Genomic DNA, 23196 nt, shown 5'->3' with positions numbered 1-23196 from the left:
GCTCCTCTAATGAACCATCGGGCCGATGCGCTGTCCCGCACCGTCGAAACACAGCGGACGCACCAGTTGCAATTCAACCTCCTGGCCGGCCCGCAGCGGTTGATGCGGATCCGCCAGCGTCACCAGCGTTTCGCCCTTATAGTCCAGGTGAACGTGATTCTGCTCGCCGAGGTGCTCGACGCGATGCACCCGGCCGATCATCCGTCCGTCGTTGCGCGTGGCGATCTGGAGGTGTTCGGTACGGATGCCGACCGTCTCCGTTTCCGGCGGCATCGCCACATCGGACAGCAGCCGCGCGGGCAGGAAATTGATCTGTGGCGTCCCGAGCCGCGAAGCGACGTAGCTGCTGGATGGATTTTCATAGATCTCCCTCGGCGTGCCGAGCTGAAGCAGCCGGCCGTCCTTGATCACGCCGATCCTTGATGCCATCGTCATGGCTTCGACCTGGTCGTGGGTCACATACAGGATGGTCGCGCCGAGCTCGAGCTGGATCCGCTTCAGCTCGAGCCGAAGTTCGGCGCGAAGCTTTGCATCCAGCGACGACAGCGGCTCGTCCATCAGATAGATCGAGGGATCGCGCACAAGCGCGCGGCCGATGGCGACCCGCTGCATCTCACCTCCCGACAGGCGGGTGGCGCGATTGTTCAGCTTGCTGGCGATATGCAGCAGTTCCGCCGTCTGCTCGACACGCTCGCGGATCAGCGGCTCCGGCACGCGCCGCGCCGGAGAGCGCAGCGGGAACGCCAAATTGTCGTAGACCGACAAATGCGGATACAGCGAATATTGCTGGAACACGAATGCGATGTCCCGTGCACCCGGCGGATCATGCGTCACGTCGCGCCCGTCGATCATGACCGAACCGGCGTCGGGGCTCTCGAGGCCGGTGATCAACCGCAGCGTCGTGGTCTTGCCGGCGCCGCTCGGCCCGAGCAGGACGAGGAATTCGCCGTCGTTCACCGTCAGCGAGAGGTCGCGCACCGCGTCCACCGCGCCGAAGCGCTTGCTGATATTGCGCAAGCTGACGTCAACCATGGCGCATGCCCTCCTCCCTGGCGGTCCTGATTGCAAGGCCGCTGCCGGCATCGAACAGCGAGAGCCGATCGGAGTTGAATTCGAGGCCGACGGTCTCGCCGATCCGCACCGAGGCGCTCGAAGGTAGCCGCGCCGCGACCCGCCCATACGCCGTGTCGATCGTGACGATCTGCGTCGTGCCGAGATATTCCGCGCCGAACACCTCGCCACGAACGGATCCGGCGTCGGCGAAGCGGATATGCTCCGGACGAACCCCGAGCGCCAGCGCCGCGCTTGCGCGGTCCTCGCGGATCTCGGGCACCGCGAGCCTGGTGTCGTGAAAATTGATCGCCCGGTCACCGGATCGCAGCCCGCCCTCGAAGTGCAGGAAGTTCATCGACGGCGAGCCGATGAAGTCCGCGACGAACATGCAGGCGGGTCGGTCATAGACCTCCTGCGGCGTGCCGATCTGTTCCACGCGCCCCTTGTTCATGATCGCGATCTGGTCGGCCATCGACATCGCCTCTAGCTGGTCGTGAGTGACATAGACCGTGGTCGCCTTGATGCGATCGTGCAGGTCGCGCAGCTCGCCGCACATCAGATGACGAAACTCGGCGTCGAGCGCGCCCAGCGGCTCGTCCATCAGGAAGGCCTTCGGGCGCCGCACCATGGCTCGCCCGAGCGCGACGCGCTGGCGGTCGCCGCCCGAGAGCTTTGACGTCTTGCTCGACAGCAGATGCTCGATCCGCAGCATCCGCGCGGTCTCCTGCACCCGCTCGCGAATCTCGTGCCGCGCCATGCCCTGGCACTTTAGCGGGAAGCCGATGTTCTGCCCGACATTCATGTGCGGATAGAGCGCAAACAGCTGGAACACGAACGCGATGTCGCGGGCGGCGGCACGGTGGAACGTGACGTCCTCCCCGTCGAGCAGAATCTTGCCCTCGGTCGGCAGCTCGAGGCCGGCAATCATGCGCAACGTGGTGGTCTTGCCGCAGCCGGAGGGACCGAGCAACGCGAAGAAGGTGCCGTCGTCGATGGTGAATGTCGAGCCTTCCACCGCCGTGAACTGATCGAACGACTTGCGAAGATATTCGATGCGGATCTGAGCCATGGCCTCATTCCGGAAAGTGGCTGACGATGACGAAGCCGACAGTGCCGGCGAGGATCGTCACGAATGAATAGCTGTACAGATCTATCGAGAAGGGTTGCACCAGCATGAAGATGCCGCCCCCGATCAGGGTCATCGCAACGGCCTCCCAGCGCCCGCGGCCGAAGAAGCGATGCAATGTCCCCTTGGCGCCCTTGGCAACGGCAGAATCGCTCATTTGCGCATCGCTCCGAAGGTGATGCCGCGCAACAGATGCTTGCGCAACAGCACGGTGAACATGACGATCGGGACGACGAACAGCGTGGTCGCGGCGGCAACCGCCGGCCAGTCCTGCCCGCCCTCCCCGATGATGAAGGGAATGAAGGGCGGCATGGTCTGCGCCTCGCCGCTGGTCAGCAGGACTGCGAAGGCGTATTCGTTCCAGGAGAAGATCAGGCAGAAGATCGCGGTTGCCGCAATTCCGGTGACGGCCTGCGGCAACACCACCTTGCGCAGCGCCTGCAGTCGCGTGTAGCCGTCGACGAGGGCCGCCTCCTCATACTCGCGCGGAATCTCGTCGATGAAGCCCTTGAGCAGCCAGACCGCAAGCGAGACGTTCACCGCGGTGTAGAGCAGGATCATGCCGAGCCTGGTGTCGGTCAGATTGAGCTGCCGGTACATCAAATAGATCGGTATCGCAACCGCGACCGGCGGCATCATCCGCGTCGACAGGATGAAGAACAGCAGATCGTCGGCCAGCGGAATGCGGAAGCGCGAAAAAGCGTAGGCCGCGAGCGTGCCGAGGAAGACGGCGAGGAAGGTCGAACCGAAGCCGATGATCAGCGAGTTGACGAAGCGCGGCACGACCTTGGACGGTCCGGCAATCACCATGTCATGCTTGCGGACGAGCTTGTCATACCAGGTCTCCGGCGGCGGCAACTTGGCGATGAAATCCGGTGTCTGGCGGGTGCGCACCGTGAACAGGTTGACATAGCCTTCGAGCGTCGGCTCGAAGATCACCTTGGGCGGATAGGCGATGGCATCGCTTTGCGACTTAAAGGCGGTGGCGACGATCCAGAGCAGCGGCAGGATCGTGATCAACGCATAGAGGATGACGAGAGCACCGGCGAATGCCTTGATGCGCGGCGAGGCCTCGACGATCGAGTGTGCGGTGGATCTGGCGACGGCAGCGGTCATCGTTGCTTCACCTTGTTGAGCGCTTTGACGTAGATGTTGGCGGCACCGAACACGGTCACGAACAGGATAATGGCAAGCGCCGAGGAATAGCCGGTGCGCCACTTCTCGAACGCCGCGCGCTTCAGCGTGATGGACACGAGCTCGGTGGTCGACCCCGGTCCTCCCGACGTCAGGAGATTGACCATGTCGAACATCTTGAAGTTCTCGATCGCGCGAAACAGCACCGCCAGCATCAGGAACGGCACCGTCATCGGCAACGTGATCGACCAGAACTGCCGCCAGGCCGAGGCACGATCGACCTCAGCCGCCTCATAGATATAATCGGGGATCGAGCGTAGCCCGGCGAGACAGATCAACATCACATAGGGCGCCCACATCCAGGTGTCGACGAGCACGATGGTCCATGGCGCCAGCGCGACCTGCCCTGTCATGCTGAACGAGCTCGGCGGCACGCCAGTGAACAAGCTGATCAGATAGTTGAACGGTCCGATCTGCGGCTGCAGCAGCAGCGTCCAGAAATTGCCGACAACTGCCGGGGACAGCATCATCGGCAGCAGGATGATCGTGGTCCAGAAGCTGTGGCCGCGGAATTGGCGGTTGATCAGGAGCGCGAGCCCAAAGCCGACCACCACCTGCAGGGCAACCGAGCAGATCACGAATTGCGCCGTGGTCTGGAGCCGGAACCAGACGTCCTCGTCGTTGAGGATGTCGCTGAAATTGTCGAGCCCAACAAACCGCAGCGGCAGATAGGACATGCTGAGGTTGAGGCTGGTGAAGGAGAGCCGGATCATCCAGACCAGCGGGAAGATGTTGATCGCGAGCAGCAGCGCAATCGTCGGCGCGACGAACAGCCACGCAATGGTCCGGTCGGACAGACCGTGTGCGCGGCGCGCGGCGCGGGATTTGGCGGACTCGCTCACGCCCGCGATCGTAGCATGATCGGGTTGCAGGATCGTCGTCATCTTGTCCATCGGCTGGGCTGGTTCGGCTTCCACGAGGCTGACCTCGGGGAAGCCAGTTCAGTTGGATCGCGGAGTTCAGGCTATCGCGAGGCGACTTCCTTGCCCTGCTCCTTGAACACCTTGGTCCAGTCCTTGACCAGGAGATCGAGCGCCTGCTGCGCCGTGCCCTTGTCGGCGACGACGTAGTCGTGCACCCGCTTCTGCATGTCGAGCAGCAGTTGGGCGTAGGACGGCTCGGCCCAGAAGTCCTTGACGATGCCCATCGACTCCAGGAATTGCGGCGCGAACGCCGCGCTCTTCGGGAAGTCCGGCGCATCGACCACCGCCTTGAGCGCCGAGTAGCCGCCGATCTGCCACCATTTCTGCTGCACGGCGGGCTGCGCGAACCACTTGATATAGGCGAGCGCGTCGTCCTTGCGGTCGGAAGTCGCAACCACCGAGATGCCCTGTCCGCCGAGTTGGGTGAAGTGCCCCTTCGGGCCAGCCGGATTGACGAAGAAGCCGATCTTGTCGCCGCCGACATTCGGATCCTTGTAGAGGCCGGGGAAGAAGGCGAACCAGTTCATCTGCATCGCCACCTGGCCCGACTTGAAGGCATCGAGCCCTTCCTGCATGTAGGCGTTCGTCATGCCGGGCGCGGTGCAGCACTTGTAGAGCTCCTTGTAGAATTCGAGCCCCTTGGCGGCATCGGCCGAATTGACGATGCCCTGCATCTGGTACGGCTTCTTCGGATTGTCGTAGCTGAAGCCGTAGTTGTAGAGCACGTTGGTCACGCCCATCGTGATGCCTTCGGAACCGCGCTCGGTGAAGATGTACGCGCCATAGACCTTCTTGCCGTCGATCTCGCGGCCCTGGAAGAACTCCGCGATCTGCTTCAACTCGTCATAGGTTTTCGGCGGCGCCAGATCGCGGCCGTACTTGGCCTTGAACGCCGACTGGATGTCCGGTCGCGAGAACCAGTCCTTGCGGTAGGTCCAGCCCACGGCATCAGCCATCGCCGGCAGCGCCCAGTAGTTCGCCGAATTCTTCGGCCACCGCGAATAACCCACGACCGTCGCCGGGACGAAATCGTCCATCGAGATGTGCTCTTTGTCGAAGAACTCGTTGAGCTTGACGTACCACTTGTTCTCGGCGGCTCCGCCGATCCACTGGCTATCGCCGATGATCAGGTCGCAGAGTTTGCCGTGGGAATTGAGCTCGTTGAGGAAGCGATCCGCATAGCTCGTCCAGGGGACGAACTCGTATTTCATCTCGATGCCGGATTGCTTGGTGAAATCCTTGCCCAGCTCGACCAGCGCGTTGGCCGGATCCCATGCCGCCCAGCACAGCGTGAGCTGCTTGCCCTGAGCCGCAGCTTCGCCTCCGCCAAATATCCCCAGCAGCGCCGCCCCGAGAACCGTGGTGGCCACTGAGCTTTTCAGCCGATTGAATGTCCGCATATCCGTTTCCTCTCTCGTTGAAGCATCCAACCCGCTCAACGCGCCCCGCCGGAGCGACGCCGAGACCTTGAAACCGAGTTTGAGGAGCGATGAGTGAAGGACGAGACGGACCGCTGCCGGAGACGGCTCCGGAATGGCTTGGGCTCCTCCTACACATCGGCTCGATGCACGATGTTTAGCTTTTTTGTATTACTAAACGTAGTACTAAATTTTTGAGGCCGTCAAGCCGGTTCTCGCGCTCTTGGCGAAATATTTGCGACGCTCGCACGCACGAGCGGGGATGTTCGCGGCGCAGCAAAATGTCCGACTCCTGTAGCTAGTTTGGCGGCCCACGATTACCGATCTGGTCCGGCGGACACAATACGGCCCATCCCGACAGCAGGAGAGCCGGAAGGTTAGCCATAACCGGCATGTTTAGTAAGCTAATTTACTGAACGTTCGACAAAGCGATTGACAGCGAGCAGCCTCATCGGCCGAAATCTGCCATTGCCGCGGACCGCACCAGTTTCGCGCCAGCAACGACCTCGCCAAAGCGCAACGAACGCGATCGAACTCAAGCGCCGGCGCAGAAAAATCAACGAAGCTGACCGATGTTCTGCGGCTCATAACGGTCTGATTGCAGGTTCGCATAAGGCTGGAACTGCTCACCCTTGTTTCAACGAGCTCGATGCAATTTTTGACGGGATGGACGCTCCGCTGAAGGTATCTGACATCACCGGCTGGGCGCTGGAAGACGAACGCTTTCACCTGAAGATCGTTGAACTCGCCGGCAACCGCCGCCTGTGCGAGACCGTCTCGACTGCTGGGGCCAGGCCCATCGCGCGCTGATGTTTAACCGAGCTACTTTGACGCATCGCGGAGCACGCTTGATCCCTTCTTCGCGCCTCGCGGCCAATTGACGTTCAGTCAGCGTTCATGGTTCGCAGCACAAACTCGAGTGTCAGCAATTCGGAGAAGAAATGTCTGGAAGTGTATGTGAGTTACTCTGCCCCGTGCCTGCCTCGGGCTAAGCGTTGTCGCACCGACAGGCCGCCCCGCTTGGACCGACGCTGATGTCCGTTGAGGGGCTGTTGCTACTTGCTCAAAGGCGTCCTTGATGTACTGCGGCTCGATTACTTCAAGCGTTGCGAATTCGTGTGATGCCACGGCAAGGCAACCCGCTCAATCGCTTCAATCACCGCAATCAATGCGACGCCGAGCACCGCAAGAATGACAATCGCAGCAAAGACACGCGGCGTGTCGAACGTACCCTGCGCGGTCAGAATGACATAGCCGAGGCCGCGCTGGGACGAGACGAATTCGCCGACAATGGCGCCAACCAGAGCCAGCGACATCGCCACCTTCAGTCCGGCAAACAGATGCGGCAGCGCGCAATAGAGCTTGATGCGCAGCAGCACCTTCAGACGCGACCCACGCAAGGTCTTCGCCAGGTCGATCGTATCCGGCGACACCGATTGCAGACCAAGCGCGGTGTCGATCACCACGGCAAAGACTGCGATCAGAAAGGCAATGGCGATCTTGGGCTCCGCGCCTGTCCCGAACCAGATCAGAAAGAGCGGCGCCAGCGCCACCTTCGGCACGCTATTGAGCGCGACGAAGAGCGGGAACAGCAGACGATCCAGGATCTTCCACTCCACGATCGCAACCGCAAACGAGACGCCGAACACGACGGCGACGGCAAAACCGGCGAGCGTGATGCCCAGGGTATAGGCCGTCTGCACGGCGAACCAGCCCGGAGAGGCTGCAAGTTCCTCGATGATCAGCGACGGCGCCGGCAGCAGAATGGACCGCACGCCAAGCGCGCGCACGCCGATCTCCCACACCGAAAGGAAGATCGCAACCCCCAGTAGCGGCACGGCGGCTCGACGCGCGGCTTTCATCAAGCTCCTAGTCATGGATCAGGCCCATTTGCTCGAACAGAGCCCGGATACGGCTTGTATAGGCACCGAATTCCGGCGTCTCGCGCATCGCCAGTTTCCGCTCGGCCGGCAGGTCGATGCCGATGTCCGCGACCACGCGCCCCGGCCGTGGCGTAAAGACCACCACGCGGGTCGACAGGAACACCGCCTCAGTGATGCTGTGGGTCACAAAGACAACGGTCATCCGATGCTTGGTCCAGAGCCGATGCAGGTCGACATTGATCTGATCGCGCGTCAGCGCATCGAGCGCCCCGAACGGCTCGTCCATCAGCAGCAAACGCGGGTCGAGCAGCAGCGAGCGGCAGATCGCGACGCGCTGCCGCATGCCGCCGGACAATGCCCGAGGATAGGCGCGTGCGAATCCGTCGAGCCCCACCATCTGCAGCAATTGCCGTGCGCGCTCCTCGTATTTCTTCTTGCCGTAACCGCCGAAATCTGCCGGCAACAGCACGTTCTCCAGAACGTCGAACCATTCCAGCAAGGCATCCCGCTGGAACGCCATGCCGAGACGCTCCGGAGGACCGTCGATGGGCGCGCCATCCAGTTGCAGGCGTCCGCCGGTCGGCGCCTCAAGTCCGGCAAGACAGCGCAAGAACGTGCTCTTGCCGCAGCCGCTCGGCCCCACCAAGCTGATGAATTCGCCCTCTGCGATATCAAGCGAAACGCCTTGCAACGCGGTGACGCCGTCGGCGTCACCGTATCTTTTCACGACATCGGACGCTGCGATCATGGATTCAACGGGATCGCGAGGGTCAGTTCTTGCCGCTGGCCACGTCCGCAACGACGCGCTCGTCGATCAGTTCATTGGTGAAGACTGCATCCGCATCGAGGCCCTTCTCGATGAGCCCGCCATCGGCGAGCACCGCAACGGCCCGCTTCCAGTCCGCCGCAGCCATCGTGCCGAACGGCAGGTTCCGGGTTGCATCGGTGTACGCATAATCCTTCAGCGTATCGATCTGCTGCCGTAAGACGGCCGGATTGAGTTTGGCCTGCGGCCGCGCCGCAATGATCGCCCTCACCGCTTCGTCCTGATTGCCGGCAAAGATATAGGCCCAACATCCCGCGACCACGCTCGCAAAACGCTTCAGCGCCTCGCGCTTCGAGGCGATCGACTTCTCGGTCGCCAGCAAGCCGAAGCTCGGGAATTCCAGCCCCTGATCGGCGAAGCGGATGGCGTTCGAGGGACGCTGGCTTGCGACGACGGCCAGAAAGAATGGTCCGGACGAGAATGCCGCGTCGGACCGGCCAGCCATGTAGAGGCCGGCTTTGCCTGCCGCGTCGACGCTGACGAGGTCGACGTCATTGCGAGTCAGCTTTCCGGCGGCGAGAAACTGGTCGATGAACGGCGCCTCGAGCGAACCGGCGGTGAAGGCGATCTTCTTGCCTTTCAAATCGGCGGGGCTGGCGATGCCGCTGTCCTTCGGAACCAACAGACCGATGTCGTTCTGCTTGATGAAGCCGGCAATCGCTTTCACCGGCAACCCCTTGGAGCGCGCGATCACCATCGGAGCCAACGACGCGTAGCCGACATCGTATTCACCATTACCGACGATCTGCACGGTGGCGACGGACCCGGTTCCGTCATCCAGCACGACATCAAGGTTGTACTTCGCGAACAATCCCTTTTGCGCCGCCAGATGAAACGGTGCCTGCGACCCCCAGGGCGTCCAGTCGAGTCGTACCGTCAGGCGGTCGGCCGCCGATGCGCTACAATTAATCAGTACACATGCAATAAACGCCGTAACCGCAGTTAACTCTCGAAATCCCATCATGTGCACACCTCCCATATCTGCTCGGCGGTACCGCATTCCTTCAAAAGACTAACACGGCGCCTTGCCCGCGCAAGATATGATTATGTACTGATTAATTTTCCGATTGCCCAACAATGAGGCTCGGGGCGCGCGGCGCAGGCAACGACAGTTCAGAACGCGTCAGCCTGCGTGCTCGGTTCGGCAGTGCGGAAGGCGTCAAGTGCCATGCAGCGATCGGTGATCGCCAGCAGGATCGGATACGCGTCAACCGGACAATTGAAGCGCCGCGCGTTGAAGATCTGAGGGACGAGACATATGTCGGCCATCGTTACGGAATCGCCGTAGCAAAACCGGCCAAACAGGCGCTCGCGCCGCAGATAGTCTTCGAGTCCGGACAGCCCTTCCGCGATCCAGTGCCGATACCAGGCATTGGTGGCCGCCTCGTCCGCCTTGAACTGCGCCTTGAGATGCTTCAGCACGCGCACATTGTTCAGCGGATGAATTTCGCAACCGATGATCTGCGACACCGCCCTGACGTAGATCCGCCCGAGCGGATCCTTCGGCATCAGCGGAGGATCGGGATAGACTTCATCCAGATACTCGATCACGGCCATCGACTGGATGAGGCATCGGCCGCCTTCCACCAGAAGCGGCACCAGCCCTTGCGGATTGATATCGCAATAGGACGGGGTCCGATGCTCCATCTTCGGCAGACTGATATAGCGCGGCTCGTAGTCGAGCCGCTTGTGGGCCAGCGCGATCCGGAGACGGAACGAGGTCGAAGACCGAAAGAATGTGTAGAGTTGCCGCGACACGTCAGATCACTCTGCGGCGGCCTTCTGCAGGATGTCATCCGGCGTGGAGGATACGACCTCGACATATTTCGGGATGAACTTGCCGCCCTCGATATACTTGATGAAGGCCGGTTTGATTTCATTGGCGAGGATCTTGCGGATCCTGGCATGCTCCTCGATATCGCTCCATTCGGCGATCAGGAAGAATCGCTGCGGGTCCTCGCTATCGCGGCACAGCACGCCATCCTTCACCTGCGCCGATGATTTGTGCATCGGATTGCCTTCCGAATAGTCAAATTCCTCGAACAGCTTGATGAACTCTTCCTCATGCCCCGCCATGACGCGGAAGTCGTAGATATGCAGATAATTGCCCTTGGTGGCGAGCGGCTCTTGCGCCATGAAAGTCTCCCGTTCCTGAACATATATGATGGTACACTGACTATCTTGGTTTCGCAACAGGCGCGATATCGCGCCGCTTTTGTGCGCAGCAGCGCTCTTCTTTTCGTCCGCAGCAGCGCTCTTCACGGAGTTGCGAGCTTTAGAAATGATGTTATACTGATTATAAATTCCAGCGCGAGAGACGCCACAAATGGCATGGACGAGAGCGGCTTCGCTGAACGACGTGCCCGAGGGCAAGGCCCTCGGCGTCGAAGTCGGCGGCATTCATATCGCGCTCTACAATCTCGACGGCAAAATCTACGCAACGCATGGCATCTGCACGCACGCGCTCGCGCTGCTGGCCGAAGGCTGGATCGAAGACGGCAAGGTGGAATGTCCGCTGCACCAGGGGCAGTTCGACATCCGCAGCGGAAAGGCCCTTTGCGCGCCGGTGACCGAGGATTTGCGGACCTATGCTGTTCGCGTCGAAGGCGATGACATTCTCATCGATCCCGACCAGCCGGCTACCGAATCCGCCTTCGAGAGCAAGCTCGCTGCCGCTGCGCCCGCGAAAGATACGACGGGTGTCGTGATCGTCGGCGCAGGTCAGGCGGCCGCGGCTGCAATCCGGGCCATGCGCACCGGCGGCTTCGATGGCAGCATCGATCTGGTAGGCGCAGAACCTCATCTTCCCTATGAGCGACCGCCGCTGTCCAAGGAATTCCTGCTGGGTACGGCCGAATTTTCATCCAGCGTTCGTTTGAGCGAGGCAGACGCGGTTCAGCTCGGCGTGCGCCTGCATCTTGGCGTTGCCGCGACGACGATCGATGCCACGCAGCGCCGGATCACTCTCGCGAACGGCGAGGTTCTGGCTTACGATTCGCTCCTGCTTGCCACCGGCGGAACGCCACGACGGCTGAGCATTCCCGGTGCGGATTTCCCGGGCGTTCACTATCTGCGCACGATCGAGGATTCCGCCGCCATCGGCGCAGCCCTTGACCGCGCCCAGCATGTCGCTGTGGTCGGCGGTGGGTTCATCGGTCTAGAACTTGCATCGACCGCAATTTCGCGCGGCGTTGCAGTGACCCTGCTCGAACGCGAACGCGAGATCATGGCGCGGATCATGCCGGCCGCCGTCGGCCGTGCCTTCCGGATCATGGCGGAGCGGCATGGCGTCGATATTCGCCGCAACGCCGGGGTTATCGAAATCACCAGGCGCGGCGAACGCCTCGGCGTCGTGACCAGCGAAGACACGATCGAAGTCGACGCGGCTCTGGTCGGTATCGGCATGCAACCGGTGCTCGGCCTTGCGCTGCAGGCCGGCTGCGCCACCACGCCCGCCGGCATCGAAGTGGACGCGCAAGGACGCACCTCCGTGCCGGGCATCTGGGCGGCCGGCGATTGCGCGTTGTACCATGAGCCGATCGCAGGGCGGCGCCCCTCGCTCGAAAGTTGGCAGAACGCCGAAGAGCAAGGCGGCGCGGCCGGCCGCTCGATCGCCGGAAACAGCGCACCAGTGGCGCAAAAGCGCCCCTGGTTCTGGACCGACCAGTTCGGCTGCAATGTGCAGATGCTCGGAATTGTCGGCGCTGACGATCATGTCGCGCTCGTAGCCGCGAACGAAGCGGCCCCGGGCGCGGTCTATCGCATGTTCGACAAAGCGACCGGACGGCTCACCGGCGTCGTCGCGTTCTCGCACCCGCAGGCGATCCGCGCCGCGCGCGCCGAACTCGATTCCGCCCCGCCTTTCGATCCCGATATTCATGGCGCCATCATCTCATCCGATGGACAAGAAGGCGCCGATGCCATGGAGGCCAGCCTCATGAACGCCAACCCGGGACTGTCGCTCACCAAACGCTATATCTGGCCGGCCGATGGCCTCACCCGCATTCCGGATTGGGTCTATACCGATCAGGCGATCTACGAGCGCGAGGTCGAGAAGATCTTCCACGGCCGCACCTGGAATTATGTCGCGCTCGAATCCGAAATCCCCAATTCCGGCGACTTCATCCGCTCGCATGTCGGACCGACACCGGTCGTCGTCTCTCGCGCGGAAGACGGCTCGATCCATGTGTTCGAGAACCGCTGCGCGCATCGCGCCGCCGAGTTCTGCCGAGAGCTTTCCGGCAACGCAAAGGAATTCGTCTGTCCCTATCATCAATGGTCGTACGATCTGAAAGGAAATCTGGCCGGCGTTCCCTTTCGTCGCGGCGTCGGCGGCAAGGGTGGCATGCCTCCAGATTTCAGGAATGCGGATCATGGCTTGCGCCGCCTGAAAGTGACGACGCATCGCGGCGTGGTGTTCGCCTCCTATTGCGACGACATGGAGCCGCTGGCCGAATATTTCACGCCGGAGATCATGCGCGAATTCGAGGCGACCTTCGATGGCCGCAAGCTCAAGGTGCTCGGCTATTACCGCCACTCACTGCCCGGTAATTGGAAGCTCTATCATGAGAATTTGAAAGACCCCTATCACGCCACCCTGCTGCACACTTTCCTGGTCACGTTCGGCCTTCTGGTCGCGGGCAACAAGTCGCTGATGCTCGCCGATCCGAGCGGGCGTCATGGCGTGATGGCTTCGGCAAAGTCCGACGGCAAGGCCGTGTCAAGCGACGCGAAGAAGGAAATGCGCGCTTACAAGGAGGGCATGACGCTGGCCGAGCCGCGCTTCATGGATTTCGTGGACGAGTTCGACAGCCCCTGGTCGGTGACAATGGCGACGATCTGGCCAAACCTGATCGTGCAGCGCGAGATGAACACACTGGGCGTACGCCAGATCGTGCCGACGGGACCGCATGAATTCATCATGAAGTGGACTATGTTCGGTTTTGAGGGCGACAGCGATGAGATGACACGGCATCGCCTCCGGCAAGGCAATCTGATGGGGCCGGCCGGCTTCCTCGGGCTTGAAGACAACGAGGCGATCAAGTTCGTGCAGGACGGCATGCAGCGCGTGCCGAACGGCGAGCATCTGGTGAAACTCGATCCGGCAGTCGAAGCCGGCACCGCCGACAACCTGATCTCTGAAGCGGCAATCCGCGCCATGTACAAGCACTGGCGCGCCGAGATGGGACTGTGAGTCATGGATATGGCCCTTAAGCGCAACCTCTCATCCGACACGCTCATGGATCCGCGCCTCGAGGCACTCCTGCTGCGGCACGAGATCGAGACCTTCAACGTGCGCTATGCGAACGCGCTCGACGAGCAGCGTCTCGCCGACTGGACCGAGATGTTCGCGGAGGACGCGACCTACGTCGTCCTGTCGCGCGAGAACCATGACCGCAACATGCCGGTTGGGCTGATCTATTGCGAAGGCAAAGGCATGATCCGCGACCGCGCCTTCGCTCTCAGCGAGACCGCGATGTTCGCGCCGCGCTATCTGCGGCACATCATCGGTAATCTCGACGTGCTGGGCGAAGAGCGCGACGGCACGATCAAGGCACGCGCCAACTACGTCGTGCTGCAGGTGCTGTTCGATCGGCCAGACGCTACGTTGCATCAGGTTGGCGTGTATTTCGACGTATTCCGCCGCGAGAACGGCGTGCTCAAATTGGCCAGCAGGCGCTGTGTCTATGACAACCTGCTGGTGCCGAATGCGCTTTGTCTGCCGGTGTGACCGCATATGACCTGCCGCGACGAACCGGCAGATAAGGCGCGCGGCCGGCGAGCGATCTCAGCTTGGTTGAAAGACCGTGCGGCCGAGATGGTTGTTCGCATCAACCAGCCGCAGCAGCGCCGCCATCAGGGCCGCGCGCTCCTTGGGAGGCAAAGGCTCGAGCAGGCGCGCCTGGGCGCGCTGCATCGCCTTGAACATCTCTCGGGTCACTTTCTCCCCGGCCGGCGTCAGGCGCGCGAGCACCGCGCGCCGATCCTTCTCACCCTTGCGGCGGGTCAGCAAGCCGCGCTGCTCCAGACGACGCAGCACGTCGGCGACATTGGTGCGGTCGATGCCGACCTCCCGCCCGAGCGTATGCTGATCGGTGTCGGGATTGAGGCTGAGCGTGGTCAGCAGCGCATATTGCACCGGCGTGATGTCGAAGCCTGCGCATTCCTCGAAGAACAGGGCGTAGTTGATCTGGTGCAGCCGCCGGATCAGAAAGCCGGGGCGCGCCCACAACGGCATGCTGGCATAAAGCGAGGTGTGCTCCGCCTTCTTTCCGGCGGGCTGGCTTTTCGGTTTTCGGGCCGGCTTGGATTTCCCGACTCTTTTGGGCTTTGCCAATTTCAACAATCTCCCTGCGACGGCTTCCGGCTGTTCTCTACCACCCCCAGCGTCCACTCGCATCTCCTTCGTCCCGGTTATTCATGACATGCCGCCTCACCGCGGCCTGGGGCTTAAGCATCGGCCGCAAGGAAAATAAGCAGTACGCTGTCTAATATAGGGAGGCCGCGGTGATCCGCAATCGAATGATACTTTCGCCCTTCGGCTTTAGTTTGCAGATGCGGCGCTCGGGAAACGTCCCTGATCTTATCGAAACCAAGTATTTCGACGGCATTATGCGTCCGGCCGTCATGACGCAAACCGGGCATTCCATACCCTCAACCACCACGGTCCTTCAGTTGGTGCAGCTTTTGCATCTTCAAAAATAGGATATATGCTGACTAATATGCTCCACGCATGGCCATAGATGGCGTAACCGACATGGTTCTTGGCGAACGGGATGTAATCCACCGGCGCGATATCCGCGGCCGCCCCGCACTCGCAAGCGACGGCATTTCTCACGCGAAGAAAGGATGGGGACTATGAATCGCCGCAAACTGCTCTTGGGCCTGGCGGGCGGGACCGCCGGCACCGCACTCGCTGCACCGGCCATCGCCCAAACTCAACCGGCGGTCCGCTGGCGTATGGCCACCGGCTGGCCGAAGAGCCTCGATACGATTCACGGCTCGGCCGAAGACCTTTGCCGCCGAGTCGGCCAGCTCACCGAAGGCCGCTTCGAGATCCGCTGCTTCGCCGGCGGCGAAGTCGTTCCGGCGCTGCAGGTGCTCGACGCCGTGCAGAACGGCACCATCGAATGCGGGCATATTCTGTCCGCCAATTACATCGGCAAGAGCCCGACCTACGCGTTCGATGCCGGTTTGCCGTTCGGCCTGAATGCGCGGCAGCAGGCCGCCTGGCTGTACGAGGGCGGCGGCCTGCCGCTTGTTCGCGCCTTCTACAAGAAATCGAACGTCATCCCCTTCCCCGTCGGCAACGTCGGCACGCAGATGGGCGGCTTCTACCGGAAAGAGATCAATACCGTGCAGGATTTGCAGGGCCTGAAGATCCGCATCGGCGGACTTGGCGGCACCATCCTGCGCAAGCTCGGCGCCGTACCGCAGCAGCTGCCGCCGTCCGATATCTATTCGGCCCTGGAGCGCGGCACCATCGACGCGTCGGAATGGATCGGTCCATACGACGACGCCAAGCTCGGCCTGAACAAGGTCGCCAAGTTCTACTACGCCCCCGGATGGTGGGAAGGCAGCGCGGGCATCACCGCGCCGGTCAGCCTGCCCGCCTGGGAAGCCCTCCCCGAGCCGTTCAAGGTCGCGTTCGAGACCGCGTGCAATGAGCAGATGATGTTCATGATCGCAAAGTATGACGCCCGCAATCCGGATGCGTTGCGGCGGATGATCGGGGAAGGCACGCAACTGCGGCTGTTCCCGCGCGCGGTTCTGGACGCGTGCTACAAGGCGAGCTTCGAGACGTTCGAAGAGATTGCCGCCAAGGACGCAGACTTCAAGACAATCTACGACCCCTGGAAGCGCTTTCTCGAAAGCTCCAATCCGTGGTTCCGAGTCGCAGAGCAGAGCCTCGACGCCTACCGCTTCACGCACGACATCCCGACGACATCGCAATGATGCTGCACGCCCGGTGGCCACTGACGCTGCCGGGCGACGACCTTTGAGGTTCGCGGGAAGTCGGCGCGCTCACGGCGCCAGTGTGGGAGAGATCGATGCATGCCTTGCTCGCCTTTAGCCGGAAGATCGACGCCGCCAGCGCGGTATTCGGCCGCATCGCGGACTGGATGGTCGGTCTGTCATGTGCCATCAGCGCCGCGAATGCCATCATTCGCTACGGCTTCAGCTACAGCTCCAATGCATGGCTGGAAGCGCAGTGGTACATGCTCGCAGGTATAGTCATGCTCGGGGCGAGCCACACGCTGTTTCGCAACGAGCATGTCCGCGTCGACCTGCTCTATGGCAATTTCGGTCCGCGAACCCGGCTATATGTGGACGTTTTCGGCATCATCTTCTTCCTGCTTCCGGCGACAATCCTGCTGACATGGATGACATGGCCGTTCTTCGTCACGAGCTGGGTGACCGAGGAAGGCTCGTCCAACGCGGGCGGACTGATGCGCTGGCCGGTGAAGCTGATCCTTCCGGTCGGCTTCCTACTGCTCACCCTTCAGGGTATGTCCGAGCTGGTCAAACGCATCGCGCTGTTGCGCGGCGTGGCGCCCGAGGCCGAGGTCATGACCGAATATCACCGTATGGAACAATGACCGCTTTCGCCGCACACATCCGATCCTCGAAAGAACTGTCCCGATGCTGACGGTGGCCCATATGCCGCCGCTAATGTTCGGCGGCCTTGTTCTATTCCTGCTGATCGGCTTTCCGGTCGCCTTCTCGCTTGCGGCCGTTGGCTTGTTTTTTGGCTTCCTGTCAGTCGGAATGGGCTTTTTTTCCGAGGCCTATCTCGGAAACCTGCCACTGCGCATCTTCGGCATCCTGTCCAACGATCTGCTGCTGGCTATTCCCTTCTTCACGCTCATGGGCGCGATCCTCGAACGCAGCGGCCTTGCCGAAGACCTTCTGGAGGGCACCGGCCAGTTGTTCGGCGGCGTGCCTGGGGGGCTCGCTTATGCGGTCATCATCGTCGGCGCCATCCTCGGTGCAATCACCGGAACCGTCGCCGCCTCGGTGATCGCCATGGGTATGATTTCGCTGCCGATCATGATCCGCTACGGCTACGACATGCGCATCGCGACCGGCGTGATCGCAGCCTCCGGAACGATCACGCAAGTCATACCGCCGTCGCTCGTGCTCATCGTACTCGCTGACCAGCTCGGCCGATCCGTTGGCGACATGTATGCCGGCGCGATCGGGCCTTCGATCCTTCAGGTGCTGCTGTTCCTGGCCTTCATCGCCGCTATTTCGATCATTTCGCCGCAGCGCGTCCCGCCCTTGCCCAAAGAGGCGCGCGCGCAGCGTGGATGGGTGCTGGTGCGACGCGTCCTTTGGGGCATGGTGCCGTCGATCGTCCTGATTTTCGTGGTGCTTGGCACTATTTTCATGGGCCTCGCGACGCCGACAGAAGCCGGCGCCATGGGCGCGGTCGGCGCGGTCATTCTCGCCGCCTTGAACCGTCGACTAAGCTGGCCGCTGGTCAATCAGGCGATGCAGAACACCATGCGCATCACATCCATGGTGATCTTCATTCTGATTGGATCCACGGTGTTCAGCTTGGTCTTCCAGGGCGTCGACGGCTCCCGCTGGATTGAACACCTGCTGAGCCATGTGCCGGGCGGACAAGTCGGCTTTCTGATTTTCGTCAACATCTTCGTATTCTTCCTCGCCTTCTTCCTCGACTTTTTCGAAATCGCTTTCATCATCATTCCGCTGCTGGTGCCCGTCGCCGACAAGCTCGGCATCGACCTCGTCTGGTTCGGGGTACTGCTCTGCGTCAACATGCAGACGAGCTTCATGCACCCTCCCTTCGGGTTTGCACTGTTCTACCTGCGCGGCATCGCTCCGAAGGAGGTGCTGTCCCGTGACATTTACCTCGGAGCGCTGCCGTGGGTCGGATTGCAACTCGTACTGGTGGCGATCGTGATCTTCTGGCCTGCGAGCGTCACCTATTGGATCGACAAGCGATCGAACATCGATCCGGCTGCGATCCGCATCGAGCTGCCGAAAACCGACAGCGGTGACGGCGACATGTCGACAGTAAACTTCAAATAGGGTGGCTGCGCTCTTCTCCCGCATGGCGGTCGCTTGACAGCATGGGTTATATCGTCAGTATACCTCTCATTTAGGACCACTGACTTTAACGGCACATGCAGATCGATCTCCGCACCGGAAAGCACAGCATCGAGGACGCGATCTCCGACACGATCAAGCGCTGCCAGCAGAGCCAGCCGACACTCAACGCCTTTGTCCGGATCGACCGCGACGGCGCGCTTGCCGCAGCGCGCACCGTCGATGCGAGCGGGGCAGCCGCTGGACCGCTCGCCGGTGTTCCGGTCAGCGTCAAGGACATCCTGAATGTCTGCGGCCTGCCGACGAACTGGGGTTCGCGGCTGATGCAGGACGCCGCTCCCGCCGCGGCGGATACGATCGCGGTCGCGCGGCTGCGCAAGGCCGGAGCAATCATCATCGGCAAGAGCACGACCACCGAATTCGCCCATACCATGATGGGCTCCTCGCCCCTGACGGGACTCACCATCAATCCCTGGAATCCGGCGGCGACGTGCGGCGGATCGAGCTGCGGCGGCGGGGTGTCCGTCGCCGCGGGCCTGGTACGCCTTGCGCTCACCACGGACGCGGGCGCATCGACGCGGCTGCCGGCCGCCTGCACAGGCGTGCTCGGACTGAAACCCACGCTCGGCCGTATCCCGCACGATCTCGTGCCGGAAGGGTTTGCCAACTTTATCCATCTCGGCATGATCACGCGCAGTGTCGCGGATATGGCGCTCGCGCTCGAAACCATGGCCGGCCCGGCGCCGAGCGATCCGCATTCGCTCGGCCTGCCGCGGTTCGACGCATCACAGATCAGCACGCGGGCAGCAAACCTCACCGGCAAGCGCATCGGCCTCATCATGCAGGTCGGTAACGCGCGCGTTAGCCGTGGGATGACCGAGACGATTCGGCGTGTTGCGAAGACGTTGGAGGGGTACGGCGCCTCCGTTACGGATATCGAATGGGCGATGGACAATCCGGAACCGACCTGGCGCATCCTTCAGCAGTCGAACTGGGCGGCGCGGCTCGGCAAGATTATCGACGAGGTCGAGAACAAGATCGAGACGAGCCTGGCCGAGGGCGTCCGCGTCGGTCTTTCCTATTCCGGACAGGACCTTCAGGGTGCGCTCAACAAGCGTACCGCGCTGTTTCGGCATGTGCAGAAGCTGTTTGACGGGTTTGACTTCTTGCTGACGCCGGCAATGAGCCGGGAGCCGCTGGATGCGCTGCACAAGCCGCTCGATCCGATCAGCATCGATGGGGAGGTGGTCGGCGACATGCGGCGCGAATGGACGCCGTATCTCAGTCTGTTCGATCTGACCGGGCATCCCGCGATCAGCGTGCCCGCCGGCCTCTCGGACGGCGGTGTTCCGCTGGCGTTCCAGCTCGTCGCCCCTTGGTATGAGGAGGCCAGACTGCTCGGAGCCGTCGCATTCCATGAGCAGCACCACCCCTGGCAACTTCTCGACGCGCAGTGATGAGGTAAGGTGTCGGACCGAGCGCAGGGAGCATGACGCAGATGGCACACGACAACGACGGCGAAGGCATCGGCGCCCGGGCGCCCCGGAAAGAAGACGCCCGGCATCTACACGGCCGCGGCCAATTCACCGCCGACATTCGCATCCCGGGGATGCGCGAAGTCGCGTTCCTGCGCAGCCCCGTGGCGCACGCGCTCATCATGCGACAGAGCAAGCCGCAAGGCTCCGAGGATTGCGTCTTCTTTCACAGCGATCTCGCCGGTGTCGCGCCGATCACCACCCGCTCCTCCATTCCCGGCTACAAGGTCTCCGACTATCCCGCGCTGGCAAACGGACGCGTGCGCTTTGTCGGCGAGATCGTGGCGATGTGCGTCGCCGACAACCGGGCGGCGGCGGAAGATCTCTGCGAGCTCGTCGATGTCGATTACGATGCAATCCCTGTGATTGCATCGAGCACCGCCGGCCGCCAACGCGAGGCGACGCTGCTGCATCGCGAATGGGGCGATAATCTCTTCCTCGAAACCAGCTTCGATCGCGGCATGGATGGGATCGCCCAAACGGCGCCAATTAGCGTCGAGCTGGAACTGTCGACCGCCCGGCAAGTCATGCATCCGATGGAAGGCAAGGGCCTTGTTGCGTGGTGGGACCATCGCGCTGGGCAGCTTGTCGTGCACACCTCCACGCAGGTGCCGCATCTGATCCGCATCGGCCTGGCCGAATGTCTCGGCATTCCGCAGGCGATCGTGCGCGTGGCGCCGCCCGATGTCGGCGGCGGCTTCGGCTACAAATGCATGCTGATGCCGGAGGAGATCGCGGTGGCCTGGCTGGCGCTGACGCAGAAGCAGCCGTTCCGCTGGATCGAGGACCGCCGCGAGCATCTGACCGCCGGCGCCAATGCGCGCCAGCACGAATACAAGTTGAAAGCCTATGCCGACGCACGCGGACGCCTGCTTGGTCTCGACGCCGAAGTATCGGTCGATTGCGGCGCCTACTCGGTCTGGCCGTTCTCGGCCTGTCTCGAAGCCGCGCAGGCCGGCGGAAACCTTCCGGGCCCCTACGACCTCAAATCCTATCGCTGCAAGACCTATTCGGTCGCAACCAACAAGCCGCCCTTCGCTCCATACCGAGGCGTGGCGCGACCGGGCGTCTGTTTCGCGATCGAACTGACCATCGATGCCATCGCGAAGGCGGTTGGACGCGAGGCGTGGGAAGTGCGCATGGAAAATCTCGTCGCGGCCGCGGCGATGCCCTACACCAACATCACCAACAAGCATTACGACAGCGGCGACTACCCGGCTTCGCTTCTGGAAGTAAAGCGCATGATCGATTTCGACGCGCGGCGCAAGCTGCCTGCACGCGACGACAAAGGCCGTTATCTCGGGATCGGCTTTGCGACCTATACAGAACAATCTGCGCACGGCACCAAGGTGTTTGCCGCCTGGGGGCTCCCGCTGGTGCCGGGCTTCGATCAGGCCCATGTCAAGCTCACGCCCGACGGAGCGCTCGAAGTCAAAGCCGGTATCCACACGATCGGACAAGGGCTCGAGACCACGCTGGCGCAGGTCGCGCATGAAATGACGCGCGTTCCGCTGAAGGATATCCGGGTGACGCTGGGCGACACCGCGACCACGCCCTTCTCCACGGGCGCCTATGCCTCGCGCGGTATCGTGATGACTGGCGGCGCGGTGTCACGCGCGGCGGACATCGTTGCCGGCCGCATCAAAGCCATCGCGGCGCATCTGCTGCAGGTCAAGCCGGACGATATCACTTTCCGCGACGGCCGGATTTTCGGCGGCGCCGCGAATGTCTCCTATGCGGACGTTGGCCGCGCCTGGTACATCCGCCCCGACGAATTGCCTGACGATGTCGACCGCGCCGGCCTGGAAGCGACGGCCGCCTACAAGCCCGAGGTCGACAGCGGCGTCTTCTCCTATGCGAGCCACGCCGCCTATGTCGCCGTGGACGCCAGGACCGGTCTCGTGGAAATCCTTGACTACGCCATTGTCGAGGATTGCGGGCGCATGGTGAACCCGATGATCGTCGAAGGGCAAACCTTCGGCGGGGCAGCGCAGGGTGTGGGCACAGCGCTGTTTGAAGAGAGCCCCTATGACGACAATGGCCAGCCGCTGGCCTCGACCTTGATCGATTACCTGTTGCCGGGGCCGACTGAACTGCCGCGTTTCCGCATCCATCATATGGAAACACTGTCGCCCTATTCCGCACATGGCATCAAGGGCGTCGGCGAAGGCGGCGCGATCGCGCCGTCAGCAGCGATCGTCAACGCCATTAACGATGCGCTTTCGCCGCTGAATGCCGTGCTGCGCGACATCCCGGCGACGCCGGAGCGCATACTTGCCGCCATCGCGAAAGGCGGACGCGCCAACACCAGGGATGCGGCATGAAACCGGCAGTTCTGGATTACGCGCGGGCGCGGACGCTCGACGACGCGCTCGAGTGGCTCGCCGCCGGCGATGGACAGGTCAAGGTGTTCGCCGGCGGCCAGTCGCTTGGGCCCATGCTCAATCTGCGCCTCGCGCGCCCGGCCAAACTCATCGATATCAGACACATCCCGCAATTGCGCGCGATCGAGGCGGACAGCCGCATGTTCTCGCTCGGCGCGACCTGGACGCATGCCGAGATCGAAGACGGCATGCTCGAAGACCCGACGCGCGGGCTTCTGCCTTTCGTCGCCCGCGGCATCGCCTATCGCGCGGTGCGCAATCGCGGCACAGTGGGCGGCAGCCTTTCGCACGCCGATCCAGCAGCGGACTGGGTGTCCACGATGGCCGCGATCGGAGCCATCATCGAAATCCGCAGCGCCATAGCCCCAGCGCGATCCGTCGTAGCGCACGACTTCCTGCGCGGCGCATTCACGCCGCAACTTGCGGCGGAGGACATCCTGTGCGCCGTGCAGATCCCGCGATTCTCCCCCGATATGCGTTGGGGCTACTACAAGGTCTGCCGCAAGACCGGCGAGTTTGCCAAGGCGATCGGCGCATGCGTCGTCGACCCGAGGCTGGATATCTGCCGCGTCGTCGCTGGTGCCCTGAATGGCCGCCCGCTGCTGTTGACGCGCACGGCCGCAGCATTACAGCAGGACGGCACGGACAAGGCCACCGCCCTTGTCCGCGACGAGATCGAGGACATGCTCGCTACGCTCGACGTCGCACATCGGCAGCAACTCGCCGTGGCTGTGGAGCGTAGCCTGGCGCAGCTCAACGATCCCTGGAGATCCTGAC

22 protein-coding genes are annotated in these 23196 nt (G+C 62.4%); 10 read left to right on the top strand and 12 right to left on the bottom strand.

The window, feature by feature from the left end; translation table 11 throughout:
• Positions 1 to 6: 6 nt before the first annotated feature.
• The 6 genes from AC5ZGW_RS13565 to AC5ZGW_RS13540 all read right to left on the bottom strand — a co-directional run bounded on the left by AC5ZGW_RS13565 (position 7) and on the right by AC5ZGW_RS13540 (position 5696).
• Positions 7 to 1032 carry an ABC transporter ATP-binding protein gene (locus tag AC5ZGW_RS13565; RefSeq protein ID WP_130222520.1) on the bottom strand — a complete coding sequence of 342 codons (1026 nt, stop codon included), beginning with the start codon at positions 1030 to 1032 and terminating at the stop codon, positions 7 to 9.
• Positions 1025 to 2122 carry an ABC transporter ATP-binding protein gene (locus AC5ZGW_RS13560; protein ID WP_130222518.1) on the bottom strand — a complete coding sequence of 366 codons (1098 nt, stop codon included), beginning with the start codon at positions 2120 to 2122 and terminating at the stop codon, positions 1025 to 1027. Before AC5ZGW_RS13560 ends, AC5ZGW_RS13565 begins: the two co-directional genes overlap by 8 nt.
• A 4-nt stretch (positions 2123 to 2126) precedes the next feature.
• Complete coding sequence (locus AC5ZGW_RS13555; protein WP_028163192.1) at positions 2127 to 2336, bottom strand: hypothetical protein; 210 nt, start codon at positions 2334 to 2336, stop codon at positions 2127 to 2129.
• Positions 2333 to 3295, bottom strand: coding sequence for a carbohydrate ABC transporter permease (locus tag AC5ZGW_RS13550; protein WP_130222516.1), 963 nt, complete (start codon positions 3293 to 3295; stop codon positions 2333 to 2335). Before AC5ZGW_RS13550 ends, AC5ZGW_RS13555 begins: the two co-directional genes overlap by 4 nt.
• Positions 3292 to 4266, bottom strand: a complete 975-nt coding sequence (locus AC5ZGW_RS13545; protein WP_130222546.1) for a carbohydrate ABC transporter permease — start codon at positions 4264 to 4266, stop codon at positions 3292 to 3294. Before AC5ZGW_RS13545 ends, AC5ZGW_RS13550 begins: the two co-directional genes overlap by 4 nt.
• Positions 4267 to 4337: 71 nt before the next feature.
• The gene (locus AC5ZGW_RS13540; RefSeq protein WP_130222514.1) at positions 4338 to 5696 is read right to left on the bottom strand and encodes an ABC transporter substrate-binding protein; all 1359 of its coding nucleotides are present in this window, start codon (positions 5694 to 5696) and stop codon (positions 4338 to 4340) included.
• A 450-nt stretch (positions 5697 to 6146) separates the two neighbouring features.
• Here AC5ZGW_RS13540 and AC5ZGW_RS13535 point away from each other — a divergent pair, with 450 nt between their 5' ends.
• Positions 6147 to 6524, top strand: a complete 378-nt coding sequence (locus tag AC5ZGW_RS13535) for an FCD domain-containing protein (RefSeq protein ID WP_130222512.1) — start codon at positions 6147 to 6149, stop codon at positions 6522 to 6524.
• Between the two features lie 284 nt (positions 6525 to 6808).
• Here AC5ZGW_RS13535 and AC5ZGW_RS13530 read toward each other — a convergent pair whose 3' ends face one another.
• The 5 genes from AC5ZGW_RS13530 to AC5ZGW_RS13510 all read right to left on the bottom strand — a co-directional run bounded on the left by AC5ZGW_RS13530 (position 6809) and on the right by AC5ZGW_RS13510 (position 10559).
• On the bottom strand, positions 6809 to 7576 hold the full coding sequence (locus AC5ZGW_RS13530) for an ABC transporter permease (protein WP_207230902.1): 768 nt from the start codon (positions 7574 to 7576) through the stop codon (positions 6809 to 6811).
• Between the two features lie 7 nt (positions 7577 to 7583).
• Positions 7584 to 8345 (bottom strand): ABC transporter ATP-binding protein, encoded by a 762-nt coding sequence (locus AC5ZGW_RS13525; RefSeq protein ID WP_130222508.1) that lies wholly within the window; start codon positions 8343 to 8345, stop codon positions 7584 to 7586.
• 22 nt (positions 8346 to 8367) lie between these two features.
• Positions 8368 to 9387 (bottom strand): ABC transporter substrate-binding protein, encoded by a 1020-nt coding sequence (locus AC5ZGW_RS13520; protein WP_207230900.1) that lies wholly within the window; start codon positions 9385 to 9387, stop codon positions 8368 to 8370.
• Between the two features lie 149 nt (positions 9388 to 9536).
• Positions 9537 to 10181, bottom strand: coding sequence for a maleylacetoacetate isomerase (gene maiA, locus AC5ZGW_RS13515; RefSeq protein ID WP_130222506.1), 645 nt, complete (start codon positions 10179 to 10181; stop codon positions 9537 to 9539).
• 6 nt (positions 10182 to 10187) lie between these two features.
• On the bottom strand, positions 10188 to 10559 hold the full coding sequence (locus AC5ZGW_RS13510) for an NIPSNAP family protein (protein WP_130222504.1): 372 nt from the start codon (positions 10557 to 10559) through the stop codon (positions 10188 to 10190).
• A gap of 190 nt (positions 10560 to 10749) precedes the next feature.
• Here AC5ZGW_RS13510 and AC5ZGW_RS13505 point away from each other — a divergent pair, with 190 nt between their 5' ends.
• Together AC5ZGW_RS13505 and AC5ZGW_RS13500 are read left to right on the top strand one after the other, a co-directional pair.
• Positions 10750 to 13617: an FAD-dependent oxidoreductase gene (locus tag AC5ZGW_RS13505; RefSeq protein ID WP_130222502.1), complete on the top strand. Its 2868-nt coding sequence runs from the start codon at positions 10750 to 10752 to the stop codon at positions 13615 to 13617.
• Between the two features lie 3 nt (positions 13618 to 13620).
• Positions 13621 to 14154 (top strand): aromatic-ring-hydroxylating dioxygenase subunit beta, encoded by a 534-nt coding sequence (locus AC5ZGW_RS13500; protein ID WP_130222500.1) that lies wholly within the window; start codon positions 13621 to 13623, stop codon positions 14152 to 14154.
• 57 nt (positions 14155 to 14211) lie between these two features.
• On the opposite strand, the gene AC5ZGW_RS13495 is transcribed toward AC5ZGW_RS13500, so the two are convergent.
• On the bottom strand, positions 14212 to 14661 hold the full coding sequence (locus AC5ZGW_RS13495) for a MarR family winged helix-turn-helix transcriptional regulator (RefSeq protein ID WP_035689809.1): 450 nt from the start codon (positions 14659 to 14661) through the stop codon (positions 14212 to 14214).
• Positions 14662 to 14930: 269 nt separating this feature from the next.
• Between AC5ZGW_RS13495 and AC5ZGW_RS13490 the strand changes: the two genes are divergently transcribed.
• From AC5ZGW_RS13490 to AC5ZGW_RS13460, 7 genes are all read left to right on the top strand, one after another.
• Positions 14931 to 15128 carry a hypothetical protein gene (locus tag AC5ZGW_RS13490; RefSeq protein ID WP_130222498.1) on the top strand — a complete coding sequence of 66 codons (198 nt, stop codon included), beginning with the start codon at positions 14931 to 14933 and terminating at the stop codon, positions 15126 to 15128.
• A gap of 153 nt (positions 15129 to 15281) precedes the next feature.
• Complete coding sequence (locus AC5ZGW_RS13485) at positions 15282 to 16379, top strand: TRAP transporter substrate-binding protein (protein WP_130222496.1); 1098 nt, start codon at positions 15282 to 15284, stop codon at positions 16377 to 16379.
• Positions 16380 to 16474: 95 nt separating this feature from the next.
• The gene (locus tag AC5ZGW_RS13480) at positions 16475 to 17023 is read left to right on the top strand and encodes a TRAP transporter small permease subunit (RefSeq protein WP_130222493.1); all 549 of its coding nucleotides are present in this window, start codon (positions 16475 to 16477) and stop codon (positions 17021 to 17023) included.
• A 43-nt stretch (positions 17024 to 17066) separates the two neighbouring features.
• Positions 17067 to 18482 (top strand): TRAP transporter large permease, encoded by a 1416-nt coding sequence (locus AC5ZGW_RS13475; RefSeq protein ID WP_130222491.1) that lies wholly within the window; start codon positions 17067 to 17069, stop codon positions 18480 to 18482.
• A gap of 95 nt (positions 18483 to 18577) precedes the next feature.
• On the top strand, positions 18578 to 19957 hold the full coding sequence (locus tag AC5ZGW_RS13470; RefSeq protein ID WP_130222489.1) for an amidase: 1380 nt from the start codon (positions 18578 to 18580) through the stop codon (positions 19955 to 19957).
• A 41-nt stretch (positions 19958 to 19998) separates the two neighbouring features.
• Positions 19999 to 22359, top strand: coding sequence for a xanthine dehydrogenase family protein molybdopterin-binding subunit (locus tag AC5ZGW_RS13465; RefSeq protein WP_165435015.1), 2361 nt, complete (start codon positions 19999 to 20001; stop codon positions 22357 to 22359).
• Complete coding sequence (locus tag AC5ZGW_RS13460) at positions 22356 to 23195, top strand: FAD binding domain-containing protein (RefSeq protein WP_130222485.1); 840 nt, start codon at positions 22356 to 22358, stop codon at positions 23193 to 23195. Before AC5ZGW_RS13465 ends, AC5ZGW_RS13460 begins: the two co-directional genes overlap by 4 nt.
• Position 23196 lies beyond the last annotated feature (1 nt).

The sequence above is a fragment of the Bradyrhizobium sp. Crot121 genome, from assembly GCF_059512385.1.
This window is presented reverse-complemented; position numbering and strand designations above follow the sequence as displayed.